The sequence below is a fragment of the Streptomyces pseudoechinosporeus genome (assembly GCF_054783935.1).
Map to the genome: position 1 here is coordinate 1 of NZ_BAAGPS010000026.1, position 18,526 is coordinate 18,526.

An 18,526-nucleotide genomic window follows, 5' to 3' on the forward strand; every position below is an offset into this window, starting at 1 on the left:
AACGCCGAGCGCCGGTCGTAGACCGCCTGGGCGAAGTCCATCCGCCGTCCCGCGGCGCGGTAGGCGGGGTCCTCGCGGTGCTCGGACGGGACCTTCCACCTGATGTGGTATCCGCTGCTCATCAGGCCTCCTCGCCCTACGGTAGACGTCGTGCGCGCCCGCCGGAGGCTGCCCGGTCTTTCTCGCTGCCAGCCTTCCAGGTGTTCTCGAATGACGCCGACGATCACGTGGCCGACGCGGCGAGCGTGAGCCGGGCCCAGCGACCAGGGATCGGAGAGCGAGTGCTCAGTCGTGCGGGACTTCCTCGATCACGGTCTCCCCGAAGCGCCACGAGCCCCGGTTACCTGCCGCCTCCGCGCGCAGGCCCATCTCCCAGGCGATCCGGGCGGCCCGGCGCTGCGACACGTCGGGGTAGTCCTCGGGGTGCACCTTGATGTAGCCGCGACGGTCGGCGGGGTACGTGCGCAGGGCCTCGCGGAGCTTCTCCTCCTGCTCGGCCTGCGTGCTGTGGTTGCGGGTGACGGTCTTGTTGTAGACCTTCCGCATCCCGGCCGACGGTTTCCCGTCGTCCCGCCGCCTTGCGGTGTCCGGCCCTCGCCAGGCCATCCAGCCGACACAGCCGAGTGCGGCGAGAGCGAGTGCTCCTGAGCCGAGCAACTCACCGGTGGAGTCCACTTCGCCCGGCGTCCGGGGCTTGAGCCTGCCCTCGGGGTCCTCGATGACCGTGAGCACCTGGCCGACGTCGTATTTATCGGACGTGGTCTCCATCTCTGGGCCCGGGACCCGAGTACCGTCCTGCTGCTCCAGCGTGTAGTGGGAGTGACGGGCCTTGCGCCCCTGAGGCGGATCGAGCCGTTCCTTCGTGACCGTGGCGGTGACTTTCTCGCCCCGCTGCTGAAGCGTGAGGTCCTCGCGGGCCATGCCGGCGACGTACACGGAGAACAGAGAAGTGCACACGATGAACAGCGCCGCGTAGGTGCTGGAGTCCCCGGCAACCCCCAGCTTCCGGATCAGCATGATGAGCAGCGCCGCGTGCACGATCCACAGGGGCACCAGGAGGGCGAGGCCGAAGTCGTCCGCCAGGAAGAACATCCCCACGATCACGGCGAGCACGTAGCAGCCGATGCCGACCGCCAGCGGGATGCGGTACTGCGTGCGCTTCTCCCGCGCCTGGCCCTCCGTATCATAGGAATCACGGGCGCTGACCTGAAGCAACCGCGCACCGTCCGCGGAGAGCGCGCCGGCAAAGTCGATCCGTGGAGCAGGAGACCAGTGCCATGCATCGGCCATCCCCGAAAGCGGCACCACATTGCGAAAGTCGTTCACTACGGCGCGAATGTCCACGATTCCTCCACGCGGCGGCTGCCCACAGGTAGGCGGTTCTACGAACGTTACAGATCCCCTGGAATGTGTAACATTCGCGGCCGATACCCCCTGACCCGGGATGCTGCCAATACCGGGCGAAGTATCACCTTTCGCCACGGACGCCACCAGACCGTTGTCGCACGTGAGTTGTGAACTCTCCGGCCTTTACCACGAAGCGCGAAGCCCTTGGGCCCCCTTCAACTCATGCTCGAGGAGGCGCAGAAAGCCGACTAGGTCGGACGCGACAACCTCGCACGGAAGCGCTCCCTCCGTGTAGACGCCTCCCTCAACACCAGAAGGAGGAAGCCGGTACACGGTCGCCCCATCGGTGGTACTCAGCGCGAAGAACGCGCCCCCGCCATCGGACCCGAAGACGACAACGGAGTCCTCGCGGGCGCCAACGATCCGCGTCGGGAGATCACCACGCATCCCCGCCACCGTCTGGCCCACCGAATGCACAAAGAAGCCGGAACCCACATCCGGGAGACTCACCCGCCCTACCCGCCGATACAAGACAACCAGGTCCTCGGGCACGCCCCCAACACCCACGAGTTCCTTGACCTCTGCCCCTGATACCCCCGAAGCCGATACCACGTAGTTCTCGCCCGGCGGGTAACCGAACGCGAGTTGGAAGCCCTCGATGAAGGCAGAGGTGAGCGCCTCCACGCGCTTCACCCAATCATCGACCCACTCACCGGTAATAGCCACGAGCCCTCATCGATCGTCCGAGGTGCGCACCGGCCATCGATGAATGATCAGTCCCATCCATATCACTACTGGTCCCAGCCGACCAGCTCAGCCACGACTACAGTGGCCGCCTCGAACTCGTCGCGAATGGGCGCGCAAGATTCACGAAGATTTTCGAGGAAATCCCCACCGAGGCCATTTTCCTCTTGATTTAAAATCAAGGTGCGGATCGATTCGACGAAGGAATTTTGGGCACCTTGCTCCAACTGCTGGAGGCGTCCGACTTCCTCGTCCTCGCCTGCCCGAATCACGGCGCCCTCAGCGCCGCCCAGTTTGAAGTCAAAGCTTCCAAGGGTCGTTTCGAGCGTCTGCCCAGACATCTCGGCTCGCGCCGGATTCGGGTTCATGTAAACGGCGATGGCGTTTACGGCCAGCATCGCGGACTGTGCGATAGAAAACCCTTCGCTGCCCGGATCGTCGGCATCCATTGACGCAGTTCTTGTTTCAAATCCCTCGAGAATCTCGATGAGGTCGCCCTCATCGACTTGCCCAGTTGGGGCCTTCCAGGCAGCGTCGAGGGCATAGGAGAGCCACTCTGCATCTGCCGGTTGGGCCAGCGCAGTAAATATTCCACTCCCACGTTCCGCGCAGGCCAGACAAAATCCTGCCATGAAATCAGCAGGGATCTCATGAAGCGCGGAGTAGGCTTCCACATTGCGAGCCAATTCAGTCTCCTCCAAACCGATCCACTCTGGGCCGCCCTGCTGTCGCAAGCCGACCGTGGTCCGTTCCGTCGCTCATCTCACCGAATGATGGTCCAGGAAGGCGGCGAGCACCTCGGGAGGATTGGCGGCCTCGGTGGCTTCCGTCTCCCAGCCCGGGCGGTCCATGTCGAACAGCACGATCGGTACCGGTCGTTCGAGTACCCGGGCGAGGTGGCCGCCAGCTCGCAGGTGGCGGGCCACATCGATGCACACCTCGTCGAATCGGCGGACAAGCTGGTCGTCGCGGGCATCGCACACCTCGTCGGAGAGGCCGTCCTCGTCCTCGTACCAGAGCCCTTCCGCCTGCGCTTCGGCCAGGTGCAGGCGGCTGCCGGCCGGATCCTCGGGAACATGGCCGAGCCTTTCGAACCCTTCCAGCAACCAGTACGAGTACTCCCAACGGGCGGACCCTTCGTACGCACAGCCCTGATCCAGCACCCGGCGGACCTCGCTCTCGGTGTTGTAGCCGATGGCCGCGTAGGGGTAGCGAGGATCCTGGTCGACGCGCCAGACCTCGAACGAGATGACGTAGATCTCGGGACGGAGTACATCCGGGAAGCCGTGCAGGACGCGTTCGGCACCGCGGCACATATGGTCGTGGAAGGCCGACTTCGGCGCATTGTCCACGTCAGAAACCCCAGGGATTCGGGTGCGGCGTGAGGGACGGATCCTCGGACCAGATCAATCGCGCTTCCAAGTCGCTGCCCAGCAGTTCGGTGAGGCGGTCCACCGCCCAACCGTTCCAGTAGACACCGCCACGGAATTCCGGTACCCGGAACGCCGGTAGGTCAGCGGGCAGGGTGTCCGGCCGGAAGACCGCCTTCTTGATCTCACCGTTTCCCTTCTTCGGTTTTGAAGATCTCCGCAGGTCCACGCAGTCGATCACTTGCTCTACGGTGTAGAGAACGTATTCGTCGGTTTCCGAGTCCGTGATACGTACAGGCAGGAAGCTCCCCGCCGCCAGAAGGTCATCCCGTAGAAGACCTGCGATACGACGGCTCATAACAGGCGCACCAGGATAACCGGACGGGAACTCACCCTTTCGGTCTTTCGGGTCACCACCCCACTCCGCGTTCAGTGCCGTGGGTAGATCCTCCGGAGAGTCCGTGCGCAGCCAGCGAATTACTTTCCTGAGCGAGGACCCTTCGAGCATGAGGAGTCGAAATTCTCCCATACTCGGCAGCAATCGGTACACCGAGCGGGGTTCCAGGGAAGGTTCGGACATCATGGATTCACCGTCCAGTAAGCGCCCGGCCCTGGGGCGCCGGTTGCGAGTTCACCCTCGACAGCTCTGCCGACATCTCGCAGCGCCCGTCGCAGCTGGGTCCGGATGGCTCGCGCCCCCATGCCACGGTCGATTCCCTCCTGCACGACTTGCTGGAGGTGCTGGTCGAGCCGCCCCAGGAAGGCATTGCTATGCGTGAAATTGTGGGGCCTTGGGTGCCCCAATGGAATTCCGTTCGCAGCATCATTGATATCAACTCCGTACCTCTGCAACAGAGCGCGCATCTGCGGGGCTCCCCCGCGATTGAAGCCAGAGGGGACAATATGTGCCGCCGCTTGGCCACGTACCTTCGCACGCCCTTCCCGTGCCATGTTCCTTGCCAGTTGCTCGGCATTCTCCTTGCACGTCAGGAGACCCAAATAGTCTACCCACAGCAAAGGGTTAACCACATAAGCCCGTGGATTCGGCCCGGCGTCCATTCCCAGCGGATCCGGGGTGACGTACGTCGCGGTCGCCGGATCGTAGTGCCGGAAGTAGTTGTAGTGGAATTCGGTTTCGGGGTCGTAGTACTGGCCGGGGAAACGCAGAGGTGTGCTGGTATCCGTGCCCGTGCTCCAAGTGGTGAGCCCCCAGAGAGTGGCATCCCCACGCCAGGCGATGTCGCCGTCCTCCGAGACGAGCTCGGTCGGAGTGCCGACCAGGTCGGTGACGATGGAGAAGAAGCGCTCGTCGACGAGGTGTTGCGGGTCGTCGGCAGCCGTGCGGCGTTCTGTCTGGGCGAGAGGCCGTATGCCGTGGCGGTCCCAGGTGAGCGTGACCTCCTCGGGCAACCGATCAGTACGGGTCGTCTGCTCGACGAGGTCCGGACCGTCCCAAGTGAAGCGGGTCTCCTCGACTACGGTCGAGCCGTCGGGGCCGAGACGCTGTTTGGCTGTACGTCGCCTCAGCGGGTCGTAGAGGTAGCGCCAGACCGTTCCATCGGGCGTGATTACCGAGGTGAGGCAGTCCTCCGCGTCCCAGGTGTATCGCCAGATGTCGGGCTTACGAGACAGCCGGGTCTTGCGGCGCAGGACAACGCGGCCCGCGGCGTCGTACTCGTAGTGGATGGAACCGGCGCGCGTCAGACGATTGCCGTCGTAGGCGCGGTCGCCCCGCGCCTCGCGGACCGGCTGCCGACCGGGCCAGTCAGCCCGCGTCTGGTTGCCGGCCGCGTCGTACGTGTAGGACTCGGTCCAGTCCGCGGCCTGGACCCCAGTGACACGGCCCGCGCCGTCGACATCGAATGTCCGGCGCCCGGTCGCATGGTCATCGAGGGCGACGACGCTGCCATCGGCCCGGTAAGTGAAGGTCTCCTGCTTCAGATGCCTGCCCTGAGCGGTCAGCGTCCGTCCGGTGATGCGGTCCTCGGCGTCCCAGGTCTGGGTGAGGGCAGGTCCCTGGCCGCCGAGCCGACGCAGGATCTCCCGTCCTAGAGCGTCGTACGTGGAAACGAGGGAGCGCCCAGCGGAAATCAGCACGGTGCGGTTGCCCGCCGCATCATAGGAGTACGTCGCGATGGCGCCGGTCGGAGTGGAGCGGCGGACGGGCTGGCTCAGGGCGTCGTACGCCGTGGTGAGCACGCGTCCGTCGACGATTTCCGCAGTGATCCGGCCGATCGAATCGTACTGGTAGGCGAGCGTGACGTCCGGACCGGTGGCCGTCAGAAGACGTCCGGCAGAGTCGTGCGCGAACACAGTCGTGCGGCCGTCGACCGTCTTCTCGATCTGGTTGCCCACAATGTCGTACGAGAAGGCCGTCGTCTGTCCCAAGGGATTGGTACGGCTCAGAAGCTGGCCAGCCATGTCGTAGGTATAGGCGAGCGTCCGTCCGTCGAAGTCCGTCTCCGCCGTGAGGCGACCTGCCGCGTCATACGTGTAATCCCAGGTGAGGCCCCGGACGTCCGTTACCTGGACCAGCCTCAGCTCGGTGTCATGCGTGAATGTGTGGCGGACCCCGTCGGGCGTGGTCCGCGTCGTCAACAGGTCGAAGCCGCCATAGGTGAAGCGGGTTACCTGGCCCAACGCGTCCGTATGGCTGAGGCAGTTGCCCTCACCGTCATACGTCCATGCCTCGGTGGTGCCGTCCGGGTTCGTACGCCTTGCCGGGTGCCCCTCAATGGTCCAACTCAGGTGCGTGGTGGCGCCCAATGGGTCGGTGATGGCGGTGTTCCGCCCGAAGGAGTCGTACGCGATGCTCGTCACCGCCCCGAGCGGATCCGTCGCCGAAACCGGCTGACCGGCGGCGTTGTTGACGAAATGCTGCACCGCGCCCGTCGGATCGGTCAGCGAGGCCAGGGCACCGGTCTCATCGCGTGTGAAGACGATGGTCGCGCCCGCGGGGTCCGTCATGGATATGCAGTTCCCCAGCTCGTCCCACTCCTGCCGCAGAACCGTGCCGTCGTAACCGGTCAGTTCTACCGGCAGATTGAGTTCGTTGAAGAGGCCCGAGGATGTGGATCCGTCGGGGAGGTGGACGGCGATCAGGTTGCCGGCCTCATCCCACTCCATTCGGGTGGTTCGCCCCAACGGGTCGGTGCGGGAGAGAAGTTGGTCCCGATGGTTCCATTCCTGGAGGGTGATATTGCCCAGTGGGTCGGTCTCGGCGATCAGCTGATACGCGTCGTTGAACTGGTAGTGGGTGGCGTACCCGAGCGAATCGGTGGCGATTGTGCGGTGCGCGTCATCGTCATAGACGAAGGTGTAGTCCAGCATTCTGTCGATACCGCGACCCGCAACGCAGCGGTCGGCGTCGTCGTACTCGAAGCGATACCAGATGCCGTTGCGGTCCTCCCAACGGGTCATGCGGTGCCGGTCGTCGTAGGAAAACTTCAGTGGCAGGCCGGAGGAGTTGTAGATCTCGGCGAGATCTCCACGCGCGTTGTAGCCGTAACGAACCAACGTGGGTCGCTCGGGATGGCTGCGCAGGTTCAACTCCGTGATTCGACCGTTCTCGCAGGTCACACCCACGCGGTAGCCACCATGGTGGGCTATCTCTTCAGGGGTGCCGTCGGCGGCGTACGTAACCGAGATCGTGTTGTTGTTGCGGTCACTGATGACCGCGAGCGGCAGTTCGGCCGAGGGCCGGTCAGGCAGCGGACGGAAGCGGAGGGTCTGTCCCGTCTCGGGTCGGTGCACGGTGAGTTCGCCCTCGGCCCAGCCGAGCGGCCAGTGCGGGCCCGCCACCGGGAGCACGGGCACGTCGGGCTCAGGCACGGGGCATGTGAGAACCATGCCGTCATCGACCACGAACCGCACACCGGCCTCGTCGAGCAGCAGCCTCTGATCGAGGGTTGAGCTCCAACTCCGGCCCAGGAAGCGCCCGCTGCGGACGCCGGTACGGTAGTGGCGCTCCAACAGCAGAGGAAGCATGCCGTCCAGGGTCACATCGGTGGCCGACATGACCATCTGGCCGGTGGCCATGTCAATGGGATCGCCGCGAGTAAAGAGCTTCTTCATCTGGCGGCCCATGGCACGGGCGCCCTTGCCGAGGCCCTTGACGCCCATGGCCATGCCCTTGAGGCCGGTCTTACCGAAGGCCTTCAGGCCCTTGGCGAGGCCGCCGAGGGTGGTCAGGCCCTTCATGCCCGGGATGCAGTCCAGCGCCGCGAGCCCCACATCCCATAGCGAGGCTTGGCCCTTCGCGTATTTGTTGAGGGTGTCCGCCAGCACCACCAGGGCGGCGACCAGGACGATCGCACCGAGGATCGGCCCGCCGATGATCATCGCGATGATGCCGACAACGGCGACAACGACCTTGCAGACCTCGACGATGGTGTCCCAGTTGTCGGAGACCCAGTCGCCGACCTCCTCGTACCAGGCACGGTTCTGAATGCCCGCGTCCGAGGCCTCCTCCAGCTTGTTCTTCGCCTCCCGGGCGGCGTCCTCGCGCATCTGCCGCGCGTCCGCGGCCATCTTCTTCGCCGCATCCAGCGCGCTCTGCGCCGCGCTGACGTCCGACTGGGCGGCGGTCTGCGCCGACTTGGCGCTGGTCGCATCCCTCGTTGCGGCCCGCACCTTGGACTCATCCGGCTTCGGCACATCCTTGCCCGCCGACCCGGGATCGTCCTGGTACTTGTCGGCCTCCTTGGTCGCCCGGGTCACCCACGAATCGGCCGTCGACAGCCGCGACTTGGCCGACGCCAGATCCGCCTGCGCCTCCCGCCCCCTGACCAGCGCCCGGTCCGCCAGCGCCTGCGCCCGCTCCAGCTTCGGCCAGTACGCCGCCAAGGCGTCCCCGGCCAGGTCGTAGGACTTCTTCAGCTTCTTCAGGTTCTTCGGGACCCCGGAGAACTCCTCCCGGAACACCTCGGCCGTCTTGCCCACCATCGCCAGGACGGCATCCTCGTCCGCCATCCCCTTCACCAGCCGCAGCGCGTCCTGCACATCGTCGGCGAAGGCGTGCAGCTGCCGGGCCAGCGACCGCACCCGCTCCGGATCCCCCGGCGTCGGGTCCTTGTCCAGGTCCAGCACATGCCAGTCCGTCGGCCGATACCCCACCACGCCGCAACCCCCGTCACATCCACCCCGCCAACCACACATACGCACAAGTGAAGTTAGCGGGTACGAGCGTTCGATGTGAAGGCCGCAAATTTACGCAGGGGCAGGCGAAGCCCCCGCACTCGCCCAGGTCCTACTCCGCGAAGCGGAACGTAGACGTGATCGCGTCGAAGATGTCGAAGAACGAGTCCGCGAGGTCGAGCACCTGGCTGCTGCCTGCGATGAGCGCGACCTTGCCCTCCTGGCCGGGCACGGGGATGAACGTTTGCATGAGTACGGCACGAATCGTGCGGTTGAGGCTGTCGCCGGGGACCGGGATGTCCTCGATGCCGTACGTACGCGCCGCCGGCCCGACGCCGGGGATGTCAACGGTCGTGACCTTCCGCCACGCGTCGCCCTCCTTCTTGGCCTCGCGCACGGCGAGTTGGCCCGCCATGAACTGCGGGTCGGTGGAGAGAGGCTCACCGGCCTGCGTACGCCCGCCGACGAGCGAGACGGTGATCGAGCCGGTGATCGGCGTGTCCCCGCCGAAGCTCTCCGCCATGCAACCGCAGTACAGCGCACCCGACTTCCAGGCGTCGGCCGCGGACTTCTGCAGGAAGGCGGTGTACGTGTCCTTGTACTTCTCCAACTCCGGGCGGGCCCGCACTCGTTCGGCCACCATCCTGCGTATGGAGTCGTCCCGCGACTCGGGCCGCACGTCGAACTCCCACCACGACTCCGGCACCTTGATCCGAAAGCCACCGCGCTCGATGGTGAGCGCCTCCATGTAGCGGGCCATGCCGTTCTCCCCCGGTTCTGATACGAGCTGGTGTGCGTCAAGCGTACGAGGGCACGTACTCCTGGTCGCGGCGGCACACTCTTCTCATGGCCAGGACCAAGACCAGGATCACCATCAGCCTTGAGCAGGAGCAGGCCGAGCACATCAGGCGGCACGCGGAGCGGGCAGGCATGGACGTCTCCGCGTACGTCGTGCACGCTGCGACCCGGCAGGTGGCGGAGACCGAAGCCATCGAGGAACAGTTCTCCGGGCTCGATGCCCTCATTGCGAAGGCGGAGGCAGAAGCGGCAGCCCTTCCGCCCGAACCAGGCGTTGCTGCAAGGGAGTTGGCGGAGGAGGAGCGACGAGACGTCGAAGCCGCTCTCAACCTCTTTTACGGTGAAGAGACGTGGCCGTGCTGAACTCGGACGACGTCCTCGTCGAGGCGGTGCGACGGAGGGACGCCGGGGCGGACGACGCCGTTACTCCTGGCTGTCGTCGGCGGGCTCGTTCGCGTCCGGGTACGCGACGAAGGTGCCCTTCGCGGGGAGCGTGATGACGAGGCCGCGGTCGCGGAGTTCGCGGGTGGCGCGGCGGGCGGTCAAGTGCGCGACCCCGTACTCAGCGGCAAGGTCGCGCTCGCCCGGCAGCCGCGCACCAGGTCGCAGCTCCCCCGAAGCGATGCGGGCCGCGATGTGGTCCGCCATCTGCATGTAGACATAGGCAATCTTCGTCGGGTCGATCGGCGACTGCCCTGACTCTCCTGTCATATCGAACAACGTACGACAGCACGTAACTACATGGCTCCTTGGAGTGCGGATAACCGCTATACACCACCCATGTGCACCCTGTACCGTGCCTGTTACTGAAAGAGACCCCGGCGGCGGGTGCAACCGCCCCGGGGCATGGCCGTCGCTGAATAGGAGCGCCAGCATGTTGGACTTTATCGTCCGCTTCGCCGCCTGGATGCTGAGCATCTGCACCCCACGCCCCCGAGGCCGCCACCGCCTCGGAGATGTACCGCCCCTGCGGTACATCCCGGTCCCACCACCCCGGTTCACCGGACTCCTCGACGGCAGCACGTCCCGTCTCGTACGCCCCTACGTCCTGGACCCCGCCGAACACCGCCGCCAACGCGAACGCCGCTGCGCTCTGTACTTGGCAACCCTGGGCATCGACACCGGCCCGACCCACATCCACGGCATCCGCGTCCCGGCGACCACCCGATGACCCGCCCCGCCGTGCGGATGTGCACCCGCTGCCACCGCACCACGAACACCCCGGTCCTGGTCCACGAAGTCCACGCGGCGACAGGCCCCGGCTTCAACGTCTACGCCTGCCCCGAATGCGCCGACCACTACCCGCCCATGACCGACCCACTCGAACTCCCCGAAACCCCCTCCCCGGTGCTCCCGCCTCACCCTGCGCGTCTACAAGGTCAACGCCCACGGCACTGTGACCGAGGACCGAGGCACAGTCGAAGTCCTGAGCGGCGGCCGAGCCGAGCCCGTACCGCTCACGTGGGCATTCCCACCGTGCGAATGCCCCAACTGCCTCGACCAGCCCGCAACCTGAACGACCTCTTCGCGTCACACAACGCGAATCCCTGCAAACACCCTCAACCCGCGGCCCCGAACGCTCACTCAGCGTTCGGGGCCGCTGTGCACCCAGACACGATCAGGCCACAAGAGCAATCCCGTTGCCCCCATTCATCCCCATCTGCCCAGCCATGCAAGGAAGTTCGCCGTGGCGAAACCGTCCGCCCCACGGATACCGTCATTGCTCTTAGCTGAACCTATGTCTCACGGGGAGCCCACAGTGAACCGCCGCCCTTTGCCCGTTGCTGCCGCGCTCGCCGCAACCGCAGCCCTACTCCTGACAGCCTGCGGCAGCGGGGATGACAGCTCGAAGGAAAACGACAAGATCGCCGGTGCCGACACGGGGGCCGAGACGCCGAAGGAGTCGCCGGAACCCTCGGCAGCACCGGCGGAGGACAAGCCTGACGGCGTGGACGTGTCACTGCCCAAGGACATGAACCTGGTCTTCGACTGGGACAAGCCGGAGAAGGAGAACGAGGCGGCCGCGATGGACGACGCCGCCAACTTCCTCCGCGCCATCTACCGGGGCGTCGACAAGCGCACCAGCAACGACGCAGCCGTGGTCGCCTACGCCACCGGCGACGGACTGCATTACGCCGAGGTGCAGATCAACGAATGGATCAAGGGCGGCTGGACCGCCACCGGCACCCGCCGTCACTACGACGCCACCACACGCTCAGCCCCGAACGGCAAATCCGTGGAGGTCGCGTTCTGCGCGGACACCGGCAAGTTCCTCGGCAAAGAAGTCAAGACAGGGAAGGTCCTCAAGGCCGAGCCCAGTGCCAAGGACTTCGCCTACTACAAGGTCATCATGGTCAAGTCCCCCACAGGCGAGGGACTGTGGCAGGCATCCAAGGTGTTCGTCGAGACGGAGGCGGAGAAGTGCCGGTGAACAGGTCACGGCGTACGGTCCTCGGCACCAGCACTGCTGCCCTGACCCTCGCGATCAGCTCCCTCATCCTCACAGCGCCCAACTCCGCGGCGGAACCGGTGGATACGGGCAAGGGCGGCGACGCGGAAGCGCAAGGGGGCGGCGACGAAACCGGCATCTTCGCCGCCGCGAAGGTCCAATACTCCGGAGCCGTAGCCAAAAACGGCACCACCGGAAACGTATCCTCCACCGACGTCAACTGGACGCCGCCACCCTGCTGGTACGCCCCCTACCTCGGCGCCAAGGACTTCAAGGAGAAGATGTCCAAGGACATCGAGAACCAGAAGAACACCCCGGGCATGGGCGGCACCGCGGGCGCCGCGATCGGCGAGACGCAGCGCCACTACGAGGACGAGTACGGCTGGACCGACACCCCCGGCTACAAGGACTACAACGTCGAGAAGGACGGCGAGGGGATGTTCTGGGCCGGCGTCGAGAACCCCAACGAGCCGGACTACCTCAAGCGGACCTCGTGCAGCGAACTCCCCTTCTGGGTCGACAACGGCGAACCCCCGCCGCCCCAGTACGAAGAGGCCATCACTCCGCAGATGCTCGCCGACCTCGCCTACCAGCACATGCAGCTTCCCGACACCGAGGTCACGCTCGCTCCCGAGGCCAATACCAAGGTGAACCTGCCGACTTGGGCATGGCTCGACGACGCCGTCTTCGACGACGTCCAGGCGACGGCGGCCATCGACGTCCCCGGCTTCAACATCCAGGCGACAACGACGGCCACCCCCGTATCCCTCACCCTCGACCCGGGCACCGAGGACGCCACCACCCTCCCCGCCAACGGCGAATGCCCCATCGTCGACGGCAAGATCGGCGAGCCCTACGCCAAGGGCAAGGCCGAGGAAACCCCTCCCTGCGGCATCATCTACCGCCGCTCCTCAGCCGGCGGCACGTTCCCCCTCCAGGCCACCCTCACCTGGGAGATCAGCTGGACAGGCACCGGCCAGGCAGACCCGGTCGACCTGCCCAACGGCACGATCGAGGCCGTCCAGGACATCACCGTCCAGGAAATCCAGTCCGTCAACCGCTGATCGAGACACGCAGAACACACAGGCAGCCATGACCATCACGCCGCGCCCCAGACACCACGCGCACGCCCTCGCGTTCGTGCTCCTCCTGCTGTCCGCCCTCTTGACGACCACCGCCACCCCCGCAACCGCCGCCGACACCACCCAAGCCGCCCACCTCGCCGACCGCCTCCGCGCCAACCCGGTCTACGTGACCGACCAACTCCCCCGGGAGATCCCCCAGTCCACCGCTCCCGACTTCGCCCGGCTGGCGAAGGACACAGGCGTGCCGACGTACGTACTCGTACTCACCGACTGGAACAACGGCAAGGCGCTGCTCGGCGCGGTGCACGACCGGCTCGGGCGGGACGGGCTGTACGTGCTGGTGAACGACATCGGCGTAACCGACGCGGTGGCATACGGAGTGCGGGCGCCGGCCAACGATGCCGCGACCGTGGCGCAGTTTGAACTGCCTTTTGACGCAGGACCGTTGAGGAATTTCGAGCGGTTCGTCGAAGTCGTCGCGCTGGGCGGCGAGAAGGCGGCTGAGCGGGCGGCGGCGGCGCACGAGAAGTACGGCGGCGGCACCGGCGAGGATCCCGAACGGCTGTACATCAGCCCGACGGACCGCGACAACCAGTCGTTCCTCACCGGGATCCTGCTCACCGGCGCACCTCTGCTGATTCTGCTGATCACACCGTTCGTACGTCGCTGGCGGCGCCACCTGCCCTCGGCGCGCACCGCGACGTCGGGCACAGCCCCAGCCCGCCGCGTACCCCGTGGCACAGTGCCCGGCCTCGCCCTCCTCACCGCCGCCGCGATCGCCCTCGGCGCCTCGCTCACCTTCGACCAGACCACGTCGAGCGCCGCGCAACCGCCCACCGCCGCCGATCTGTCCGCTCGGATCGACCGGGTCGCGGAGGGGCTACGGCAGAACCCGGTCTACGAGGATCCGGAGAGCCCACGCGTCCTCGACGCCGAACAGAAGCGCAAACTCGACGGGAAAATAAGGGAGTTCGAGCGCTCCCAAGACGGCGGCCCGGTCTACCTGTCCATCGTCCCGACGACGTCCGGGGACGAGTCGGACGGTAACGCGGAGGTCTTCACCTCAGCGGTGCACAAGAAGCTGGGCAAGGACGGCGTATACGTCGCGGCCGACCCGCTCGACGGAGACATCAGCGTCCTCAGTTACGGCCTGCGTCTCGACAACAGCCACCTCATCCTCGAGCTGCCGGACTCCATCGGTTACGGCGATCACTCCGCCGACTCGGGCGAATCCGACGGCTACCGGCTCGGCGAACGCCTCGACCAGCTCATGACGTTCCTCGACAAGGCACCGCGTACGGACGAGCCCAGCTCCCCCGACACCATCCCGAGCCGGGAACCCATCGACACACACGCACTCCCCCCGCTCTTCTCCGGCGACTTCTGGCCCGGACTGATCATGGGGGCCGTGGCCGCGCTGCTCGTCTTCGGACTCGTCGCGACGGTGCTCGGGATCACCGGCGCGGTGCTGCGCCGACGCAACCCCGCGCCCGTACCCACGGCGGTGCTGCCCCTGGAGGCGCCGACAGACCCGTCGACCGCGTACCTGCGCCGCACGGCTCGTACCGAACTCGGCACGCTGGCAAGGGAGTTCACCGACGGCAACGGACAACCCGACCCCACCGTCACCGCACCCGACCCCGAGGCGGGCACCCGCGCCTGGGACTGCTTCGACGCCGCGATGCTGCTGGTCGACGGCGATGCCGGAATCGACGACGACGCCGTGGAGCCCGCCTCCCTGGTGGCGGTCATCGTCCTCGCCCGCGCCGGCCGGGCCGCCCTCACCGGCGACACCAACAACCTCTGCTGCGGCCTGAACCCCCTGCACGGCCCGGCGGTCAGCCGCCATCACGTACGCATCTCCGGCCCCGCCGAGCCCGTACGCCGACGCATGCTCCCCGTCTGCGAGGTGTGCCGCGACACGGCCGTCGTCGAGCCGGGCACGGTGCACACGATCCGGATGACGCTGCCGGGTCAGGGGCGGGGGCAGGGGCGCGACGAACGCATACCGTACGAGGAGGCCGAGGGCCCCCTTCCCGCCGTACGCGACGGAATTCCCCAACTCGTCAACCACGTACGGGAGTTCGCCAGTGTCCGCTAAGCGAGGCCCCGCCGTCCTCCTCCTCACCGCACTCGTGACCGCCCTGCTCCTCGCCCTACTCGCCGCTGTCCCGGCGCCGGCCTGGGCGAAGGACCCGAGCCCCGGCGAGCGCATCGCGAACGCCCTGCGCTCGTCGCCCGTGTACGTCGACCCGGCGTACGAGGGCTCGGTCCCACCCGCCCGTCAGCAGGAGCTGACCAACCAGATCGCCCGAACTGGCCTCCCCATCAAGGTAGTTCTAACGCCCCTCACCAAGGGCGACTCCTTCAACGGTGACTCGGACACGCTCGCGGAGATCGTCCACGACCGCCTCGCCCTGCGCGACCTCATCCTCATCACCACGGACGGCGACTTCACCGACTACCTGAACGGTTACGAGTGGCCGGGCGAGGCCCACCAGGCGCAGGACGCGGTGGCCGCGGTCGGCCACCTGGGTGAGATGGAGGACGCGGGCCTGGCGGACCGTACGGCGAAGGCGATCGAGCTGGTGGAGGAGGGGAACGGGGAGAAGGCGTACGAGGAGGCGACGGAGGACTTGCGCGACGGCTCGTACTTGTCGAACTCCCGTGCAGACAAAGGCACTTCAACGCAACCTTCCTGGCTGTGGCCGACCCTGATCGCCGTACTGGCTCTCGCGGCGGTCGCCTTCACCACCTTCCTCTTCGTACGCCGCCGACGCGCGCCCTTCCCGTACCCCCGGACCGTGTTCACCGCGGCCCGCACGGCCGACGAGGCCCAACTCCGCCGCCAGGCCGAGGCAGAGATCCTGTCCCTCGGCGACTCGGTCCAGTCGGCATCCGCGTCAACCCCCGCCCTGCAAAGGGCACTTGACGCCTACGCTGCCGCCGGCACCGTCCTCGACGCATCCCGCGGCGTCCCGGACCTGGCCGGAGTCCTGGCCCTGACCGCCGAGGGCCACGCCGCCCTGACGACCACCACCCCCGCTCCCCTCCCCCTCTGCTTCTTCAACCCCCTCCACGGCCGCGCCACCTCCCGCACCGACTGGCGCCTCCTCGGCCGCCGCGAATCACTCCGCGTGGCCACGTGCACGACCTGCACGGAGGCGCTGCGCGCGCGACGTGCTCCCGAGGTACTCATGGACATGGACGCGGCGGAGGACGACCGACTCGTGCCGTACTTCGAGGTGCCCAACAGCCTTTGGGCGAGGACGGGTTACGGCTCGCTACTGGCGGGGCCGGAGGACAGCTTGGCGGTTCGGGTGGGGCGGGGGGACTTCTCACGGGGCGTCACCGACTCGACCCGAGAGACCTAAGGGTGACGCCGCTCGTCACGCCTCACGCGTAGGGAAGGTGCTGGTGTCGATCTTCACGCGCTCACCGGTGGCCAGGGTAAGACTCACCTGCTCCCCATACGGGATCTCGACGACTCGGTCGTAGCCGGAGGCATGCGGCTCCGACATCAGCGTGACGACCTTCTTGAACGGGTCAGCGATCATGTAGTAGTCGATCCCGAAGCGGCCGTACTTCTGCACGTTCCTGACGTAGTCCTTCTCGTCCTCCGGCTCGGACGGGACCTCGGCCACCATGAGCACATCGAGGCAGGAGTAGCTGTTCTTGCGGCGCTCGGCGTCGAAACCGATGACCGTCAGGTCCGGTGCCGCATCGTTCTCCCCGGGAAAGGTGACGAGGACATCGCCGAATACGCGGTCGCGAGCGATGCCAGCGGCCTTGACCGCATCCCTGACATCCGCCGCGGTCCAGTCCTGCTCCGGACTCCGCGGGGTCATAATCACCCTTCCATCGAACATCTCGACCTTGTACCCCTCCGGGATACCGCCGCGCTCGATCAACTCACTCATCACAGTCACCGCAGCTCACCTCCTATGGGCATCATGACTGGCCGCAGGCCCGTGGGAGCGGCCTTCGGCTTCACGGGGAAGATCCAGGGCATGATGCTCGGCCGAGCTCGGTATTTCCACCCTCCGACGTCGGCCTCGGCGGATGAACCGGACGAGGAAAGCCCATCGTTGCCTGCCCGCTCCCGCAGGGACAGGCAGGCAACGTTCGCGTCAGCGATTCAGATCCATAACGCCGACTCCGAGCCCCTCGTACGGCTCCGGAGCGACGGTTGCGACCAGCGCGCCCTCGGGAACCATCTGGTTCGGCCGCGCTGCGTGCACCGCTGCGGCCACGCCGAAGGAAACACCGTCACGGCACAGTTCGGCGATCGTCACGGCCATCGCGTAGTCATCGTCGATCAGGTGCACCACATCGATCAGCAAGCCGACATGTTCAACGATCCCCGAACGCTCACGCTCCGCCTCCAGGACGCACAGGACAGGCGCCCAGAGACGCACATCACCGCTGGCCGCAGCAGCGTGAATGAGGCCGGATACCTGCTTGTTGCCCCCCAAGGCGAGCAGAGTCGGAGTGTCCAGGACGTAATGCTCAGTCGAGCTCAACGGGTCGCCTCCGCCTCGGCGAGTGCGGCCCGGTGAGCGGCGGTTGCCGCAAGCATCTTGCGCCGCATCTCGGCGGATTCCTCATCCGTCACGTCGTGCCCGAACCGCTCGGCAAGCAGCGCACGGGTGCGATCGGCCCGCTCCTTGATCTGCTCAGGAGTCAGCGTCTGAGCTGCTATGTCCTGCATAAGGGCACGAAGACTCGTCCCTCGCGCCTCGGCCACGGCGGCAAGCTGGTCACGGACTTCGGCGGGCACACGGATCATGACGTCGGACATGGGGCGAGTATACGCGACGTATACGCACTGCGTTCCGGGCAGGACCTGCATCAGGCAGAGCTGGAGCTGCCCTGACCGCGCGAGCCGACGCGCAGCCGTGCCGTGTCCCCCAGCCCGAACTGTTCCCAAGGGATCAGCACCAGAGGCGCCCAGCTGAAGCCGACGAAGGGAACGCTGATCAGCGAGACGACCCTCTCGGGAAGGATCCAGCCGAGCTGAGCGGGAAGCAGCGAGACGACACCCAGGTAGACGCCGAGCAGCACAACGGCGAGCGCCTTGAGCAGCGCCTCGCCCGGCCTGAGCCTGGGCTTCTCCTTGGTCCCCCGGACTGCCGCGAGAAGGAGCAGAGGCAGCATCAGGCTCCCCATGCCGACACCCCCGATGATCACGGCCACCCGTCCGTCATCAGGAACCGCTGACGACAAGAAGGAGTCGTCAGCCAAGCCATGGGTGAGGGCCGCGCCCGCATAGGCGCCGAGCATGATGGTCGCCAGGACCAGCACCGCCGCCGTACCGAACGCGATGTCCCCTGCCAGCGAGCGCCCACGGCCCTGCGGATGTGCGCCCGCTGCCACCGCACCACGAACACCCCGGTCCTCGTCCACGAGGTACACGCGGCAACAGGCCCCGGCTTCAACGTGTACGCGTGCACCGAGTGCGCCGACCACTACCCACCCATGACCGACCCACTGGAACTCCCGCAGACCCCTCCCCGGTGCTCCCGCCTCACCCTGCGCGTCTACAAGGTCAACGCCCAGGGCGCCATGACCGAGGACCGAGGCGAGGTCGAGGTTCT

18 protein-coding genes are annotated in these 18,526 nt (G+C 66.6%); 6 read left to right on the forward strand and 12 right to left on the reverse strand.

Translation table 11 applies throughout. From position 1 onward, the window contains the following. Positions 1-285 precede the first annotated feature (285 nt). From ACYVO6_RS27560 to ACYVO6_RS27590, 7 genes are all read right to left on the reverse strand, one after another. The gene (locus ACYVO6_RS27560) at positions 286-1,344 is read right to left on the reverse strand and encodes a hypothetical protein (RefSeq protein WP_461065696.1); all 1,059 of its coding nucleotides are present in this window, start codon (positions 1,342-1,344) and stop codon (positions 286-288) included. A 186-nt stretch (positions 1,345-1,530) separates the two neighbouring features. Next, positions 1,531-2,073, reverse strand: coding sequence for a hypothetical protein (locus ACYVO6_RS27565; protein ID WP_461065698.1), 543 nt, complete (start codon positions 2,071-2,073; stop codon positions 1,531-1,533). Between the two features lie 65 nt (positions 2,074-2,138). Beyond that, on the reverse strand, positions 2,139-2,792 hold the full coding sequence (locus ACYVO6_RS27570; protein ID WP_461065700.1) for a hypothetical protein: 654 nt from the start codon (positions 2,790-2,792) through the stop codon (positions 2,139-2,141). A gap of 57 nt (positions 2,793-2,849) precedes the next feature. After that, positions 2,850-3,443 (reverse strand): hypothetical protein, encoded by a 594-nt coding sequence (locus ACYVO6_RS27575; protein WP_461065702.1) that lies wholly within the window; start codon positions 3,441-3,443, stop codon positions 2,850-2,852. Between the two features lies 1 nt (position 3,444). Next, on the reverse strand, positions 3,445-4,044 hold the full coding sequence (locus tag ACYVO6_RS27580) for a hypothetical protein (protein ID WP_461065704.1): 600 nt from the start codon (positions 4,042-4,044) through the stop codon (positions 3,445-3,447). Then, positions 4,041-8,579 (reverse strand): DUF6531 domain-containing protein, encoded by a 4,539-nt coding sequence (locus tag ACYVO6_RS27585; RefSeq protein WP_461065706.1) that lies wholly within the window; start codon positions 8,577-8,579, stop codon positions 4,041-4,043. The genes ACYVO6_RS27580 and ACYVO6_RS27585 overlap by 4 nt, the downstream gene beginning before the upstream one ends. A 130-nt stretch (positions 8,580-8,709) precedes the next feature. Then, on the reverse strand, positions 8,710-9,357 hold the full coding sequence (locus tag ACYVO6_RS27590; RefSeq protein WP_461065708.1) for a hypothetical protein: 648 nt from the start codon (positions 9,355-9,357) through the stop codon (positions 8,710-8,712). Between the two features lie 86 nt (positions 9,358-9,443). Here ACYVO6_RS27590 and ACYVO6_RS27595 point away from each other — a divergent pair, with 86 nt between their 5' ends. Next, positions 9,444-9,758 (forward strand): plasmid mobilization protein, encoded by a 315-nt coding sequence (locus ACYVO6_RS27595; RefSeq protein ID WP_461065710.1) that lies wholly within the window; start codon positions 9,444-9,446, stop codon positions 9,756-9,758. A gap of 60 nt (positions 9,759-9,818) precedes the next feature. On the opposite strand, the gene ACYVO6_RS27600 is transcribed toward ACYVO6_RS27595, so the two are convergent. After that, positions 9,819-10,106: a GntR family transcriptional regulator gene (locus ACYVO6_RS27600; protein WP_461065712.1), complete on the reverse strand. Its 288-nt coding sequence runs from the start codon at positions 10,104-10,106 to the stop codon at positions 9,819-9,821. A gap of 163 nt (positions 10,107-10,269) precedes the next feature. On the opposite strand from ACYVO6_RS27600, the gene ACYVO6_RS27605 reads away from it, so the two are divergent. The 5 genes from ACYVO6_RS27605 (at position 10,270) to ACYVO6_RS27625 (ending at position 16,303) form a co-directional block, all read left to right on the forward strand. Beyond that, positions 10,270-10,566, forward strand: a complete 297-nt coding sequence (locus tag ACYVO6_RS27605; protein WP_461065714.1) for a hypothetical protein — start codon at positions 10,270-10,272, stop codon at positions 10,564-10,566. A gap of 588 nt (positions 10,567-11,154) precedes the next feature. Beyond that, the gene (locus ACYVO6_RS27610) at positions 11,155-11,826 is read left to right on the forward strand and encodes a hypothetical protein (RefSeq protein WP_461065716.1); all 672 of its coding nucleotides are present in this window, start codon (positions 11,155-11,157) and stop codon (positions 11,824-11,826) included. Further along, positions 11,823-12,908 (forward strand): hypothetical protein, encoded by a 1,086-nt coding sequence (locus ACYVO6_RS27615; RefSeq protein WP_461065718.1) that lies wholly within the window; start codon positions 11,823-11,825, stop codon positions 12,906-12,908. Before ACYVO6_RS27610 ends, ACYVO6_RS27615 begins: the two co-directional genes overlap by 4 nt. Before the next feature lie 28 nt (positions 12,909-12,936). Continuing rightward, positions 12,937-15,030 carry a hypothetical protein gene (locus tag ACYVO6_RS27620; protein WP_461065720.1) on the forward strand — a complete coding sequence of 698 codons (2,094 nt, stop codon included), beginning with the start codon at positions 12,937-12,939 and terminating at the stop codon, positions 15,028-15,030. Next, positions 15,020-16,303 (forward strand): PIN domain-containing protein, encoded by a 1,284-nt coding sequence (locus tag ACYVO6_RS27625; RefSeq protein WP_461065722.1) that lies wholly within the window; start codon positions 15,020-15,022, stop codon positions 16,301-16,303. Before ACYVO6_RS27620 ends, ACYVO6_RS27625 begins: the two co-directional genes overlap by 11 nt. Positions 16,304-16,318: 15 nt before the next feature. On the opposite strand, the gene ACYVO6_RS27630 is transcribed toward ACYVO6_RS27625, so the two are convergent. The 4 genes from ACYVO6_RS27630 to ACYVO6_RS27645 all read right to left on the reverse strand — a co-directional run bounded on the left by ACYVO6_RS27630 (position 16,319) and on the right by ACYVO6_RS27645 (position 18,305). Further along, positions 16,319-16,849: a Uma2 family endonuclease gene (locus ACYVO6_RS27630; RefSeq protein ID WP_461065724.1), complete on the reverse strand. Its 531-nt coding sequence runs from the start codon at positions 16,847-16,849 to the stop codon at positions 16,319-16,321. 210 nt (positions 16,850-17,059) lie between these two features. Beyond that, entirely contained in the window at positions 17,060-17,404 is a 345-nt protein-coding gene (locus tag ACYVO6_RS27635) for a PIN domain-containing protein (RefSeq protein ID WP_461065726.1), read from the reverse strand. Positions 17,405-17,448: 44 nt separating this feature from the next. Then, positions 17,449-17,730, reverse strand: coding sequence for an Arc family DNA-binding protein (locus ACYVO6_RS27640; RefSeq protein WP_461065728.1), 282 nt, complete (start codon positions 17,728-17,730; stop codon positions 17,449-17,451). A 50-nt stretch (positions 17,731-17,780) separates the two neighbouring features. Continuing rightward, the gene (locus ACYVO6_RS27645; RefSeq protein ID WP_461065730.1) at positions 17,781-18,305 is read right to left on the reverse strand and encodes a hypothetical protein; all 525 of its coding nucleotides are present in this window, start codon (positions 18,303-18,305) and stop codon (positions 17,781-17,783) included. Positions 18,306-18,526 lie beyond the last annotated feature (221 nt).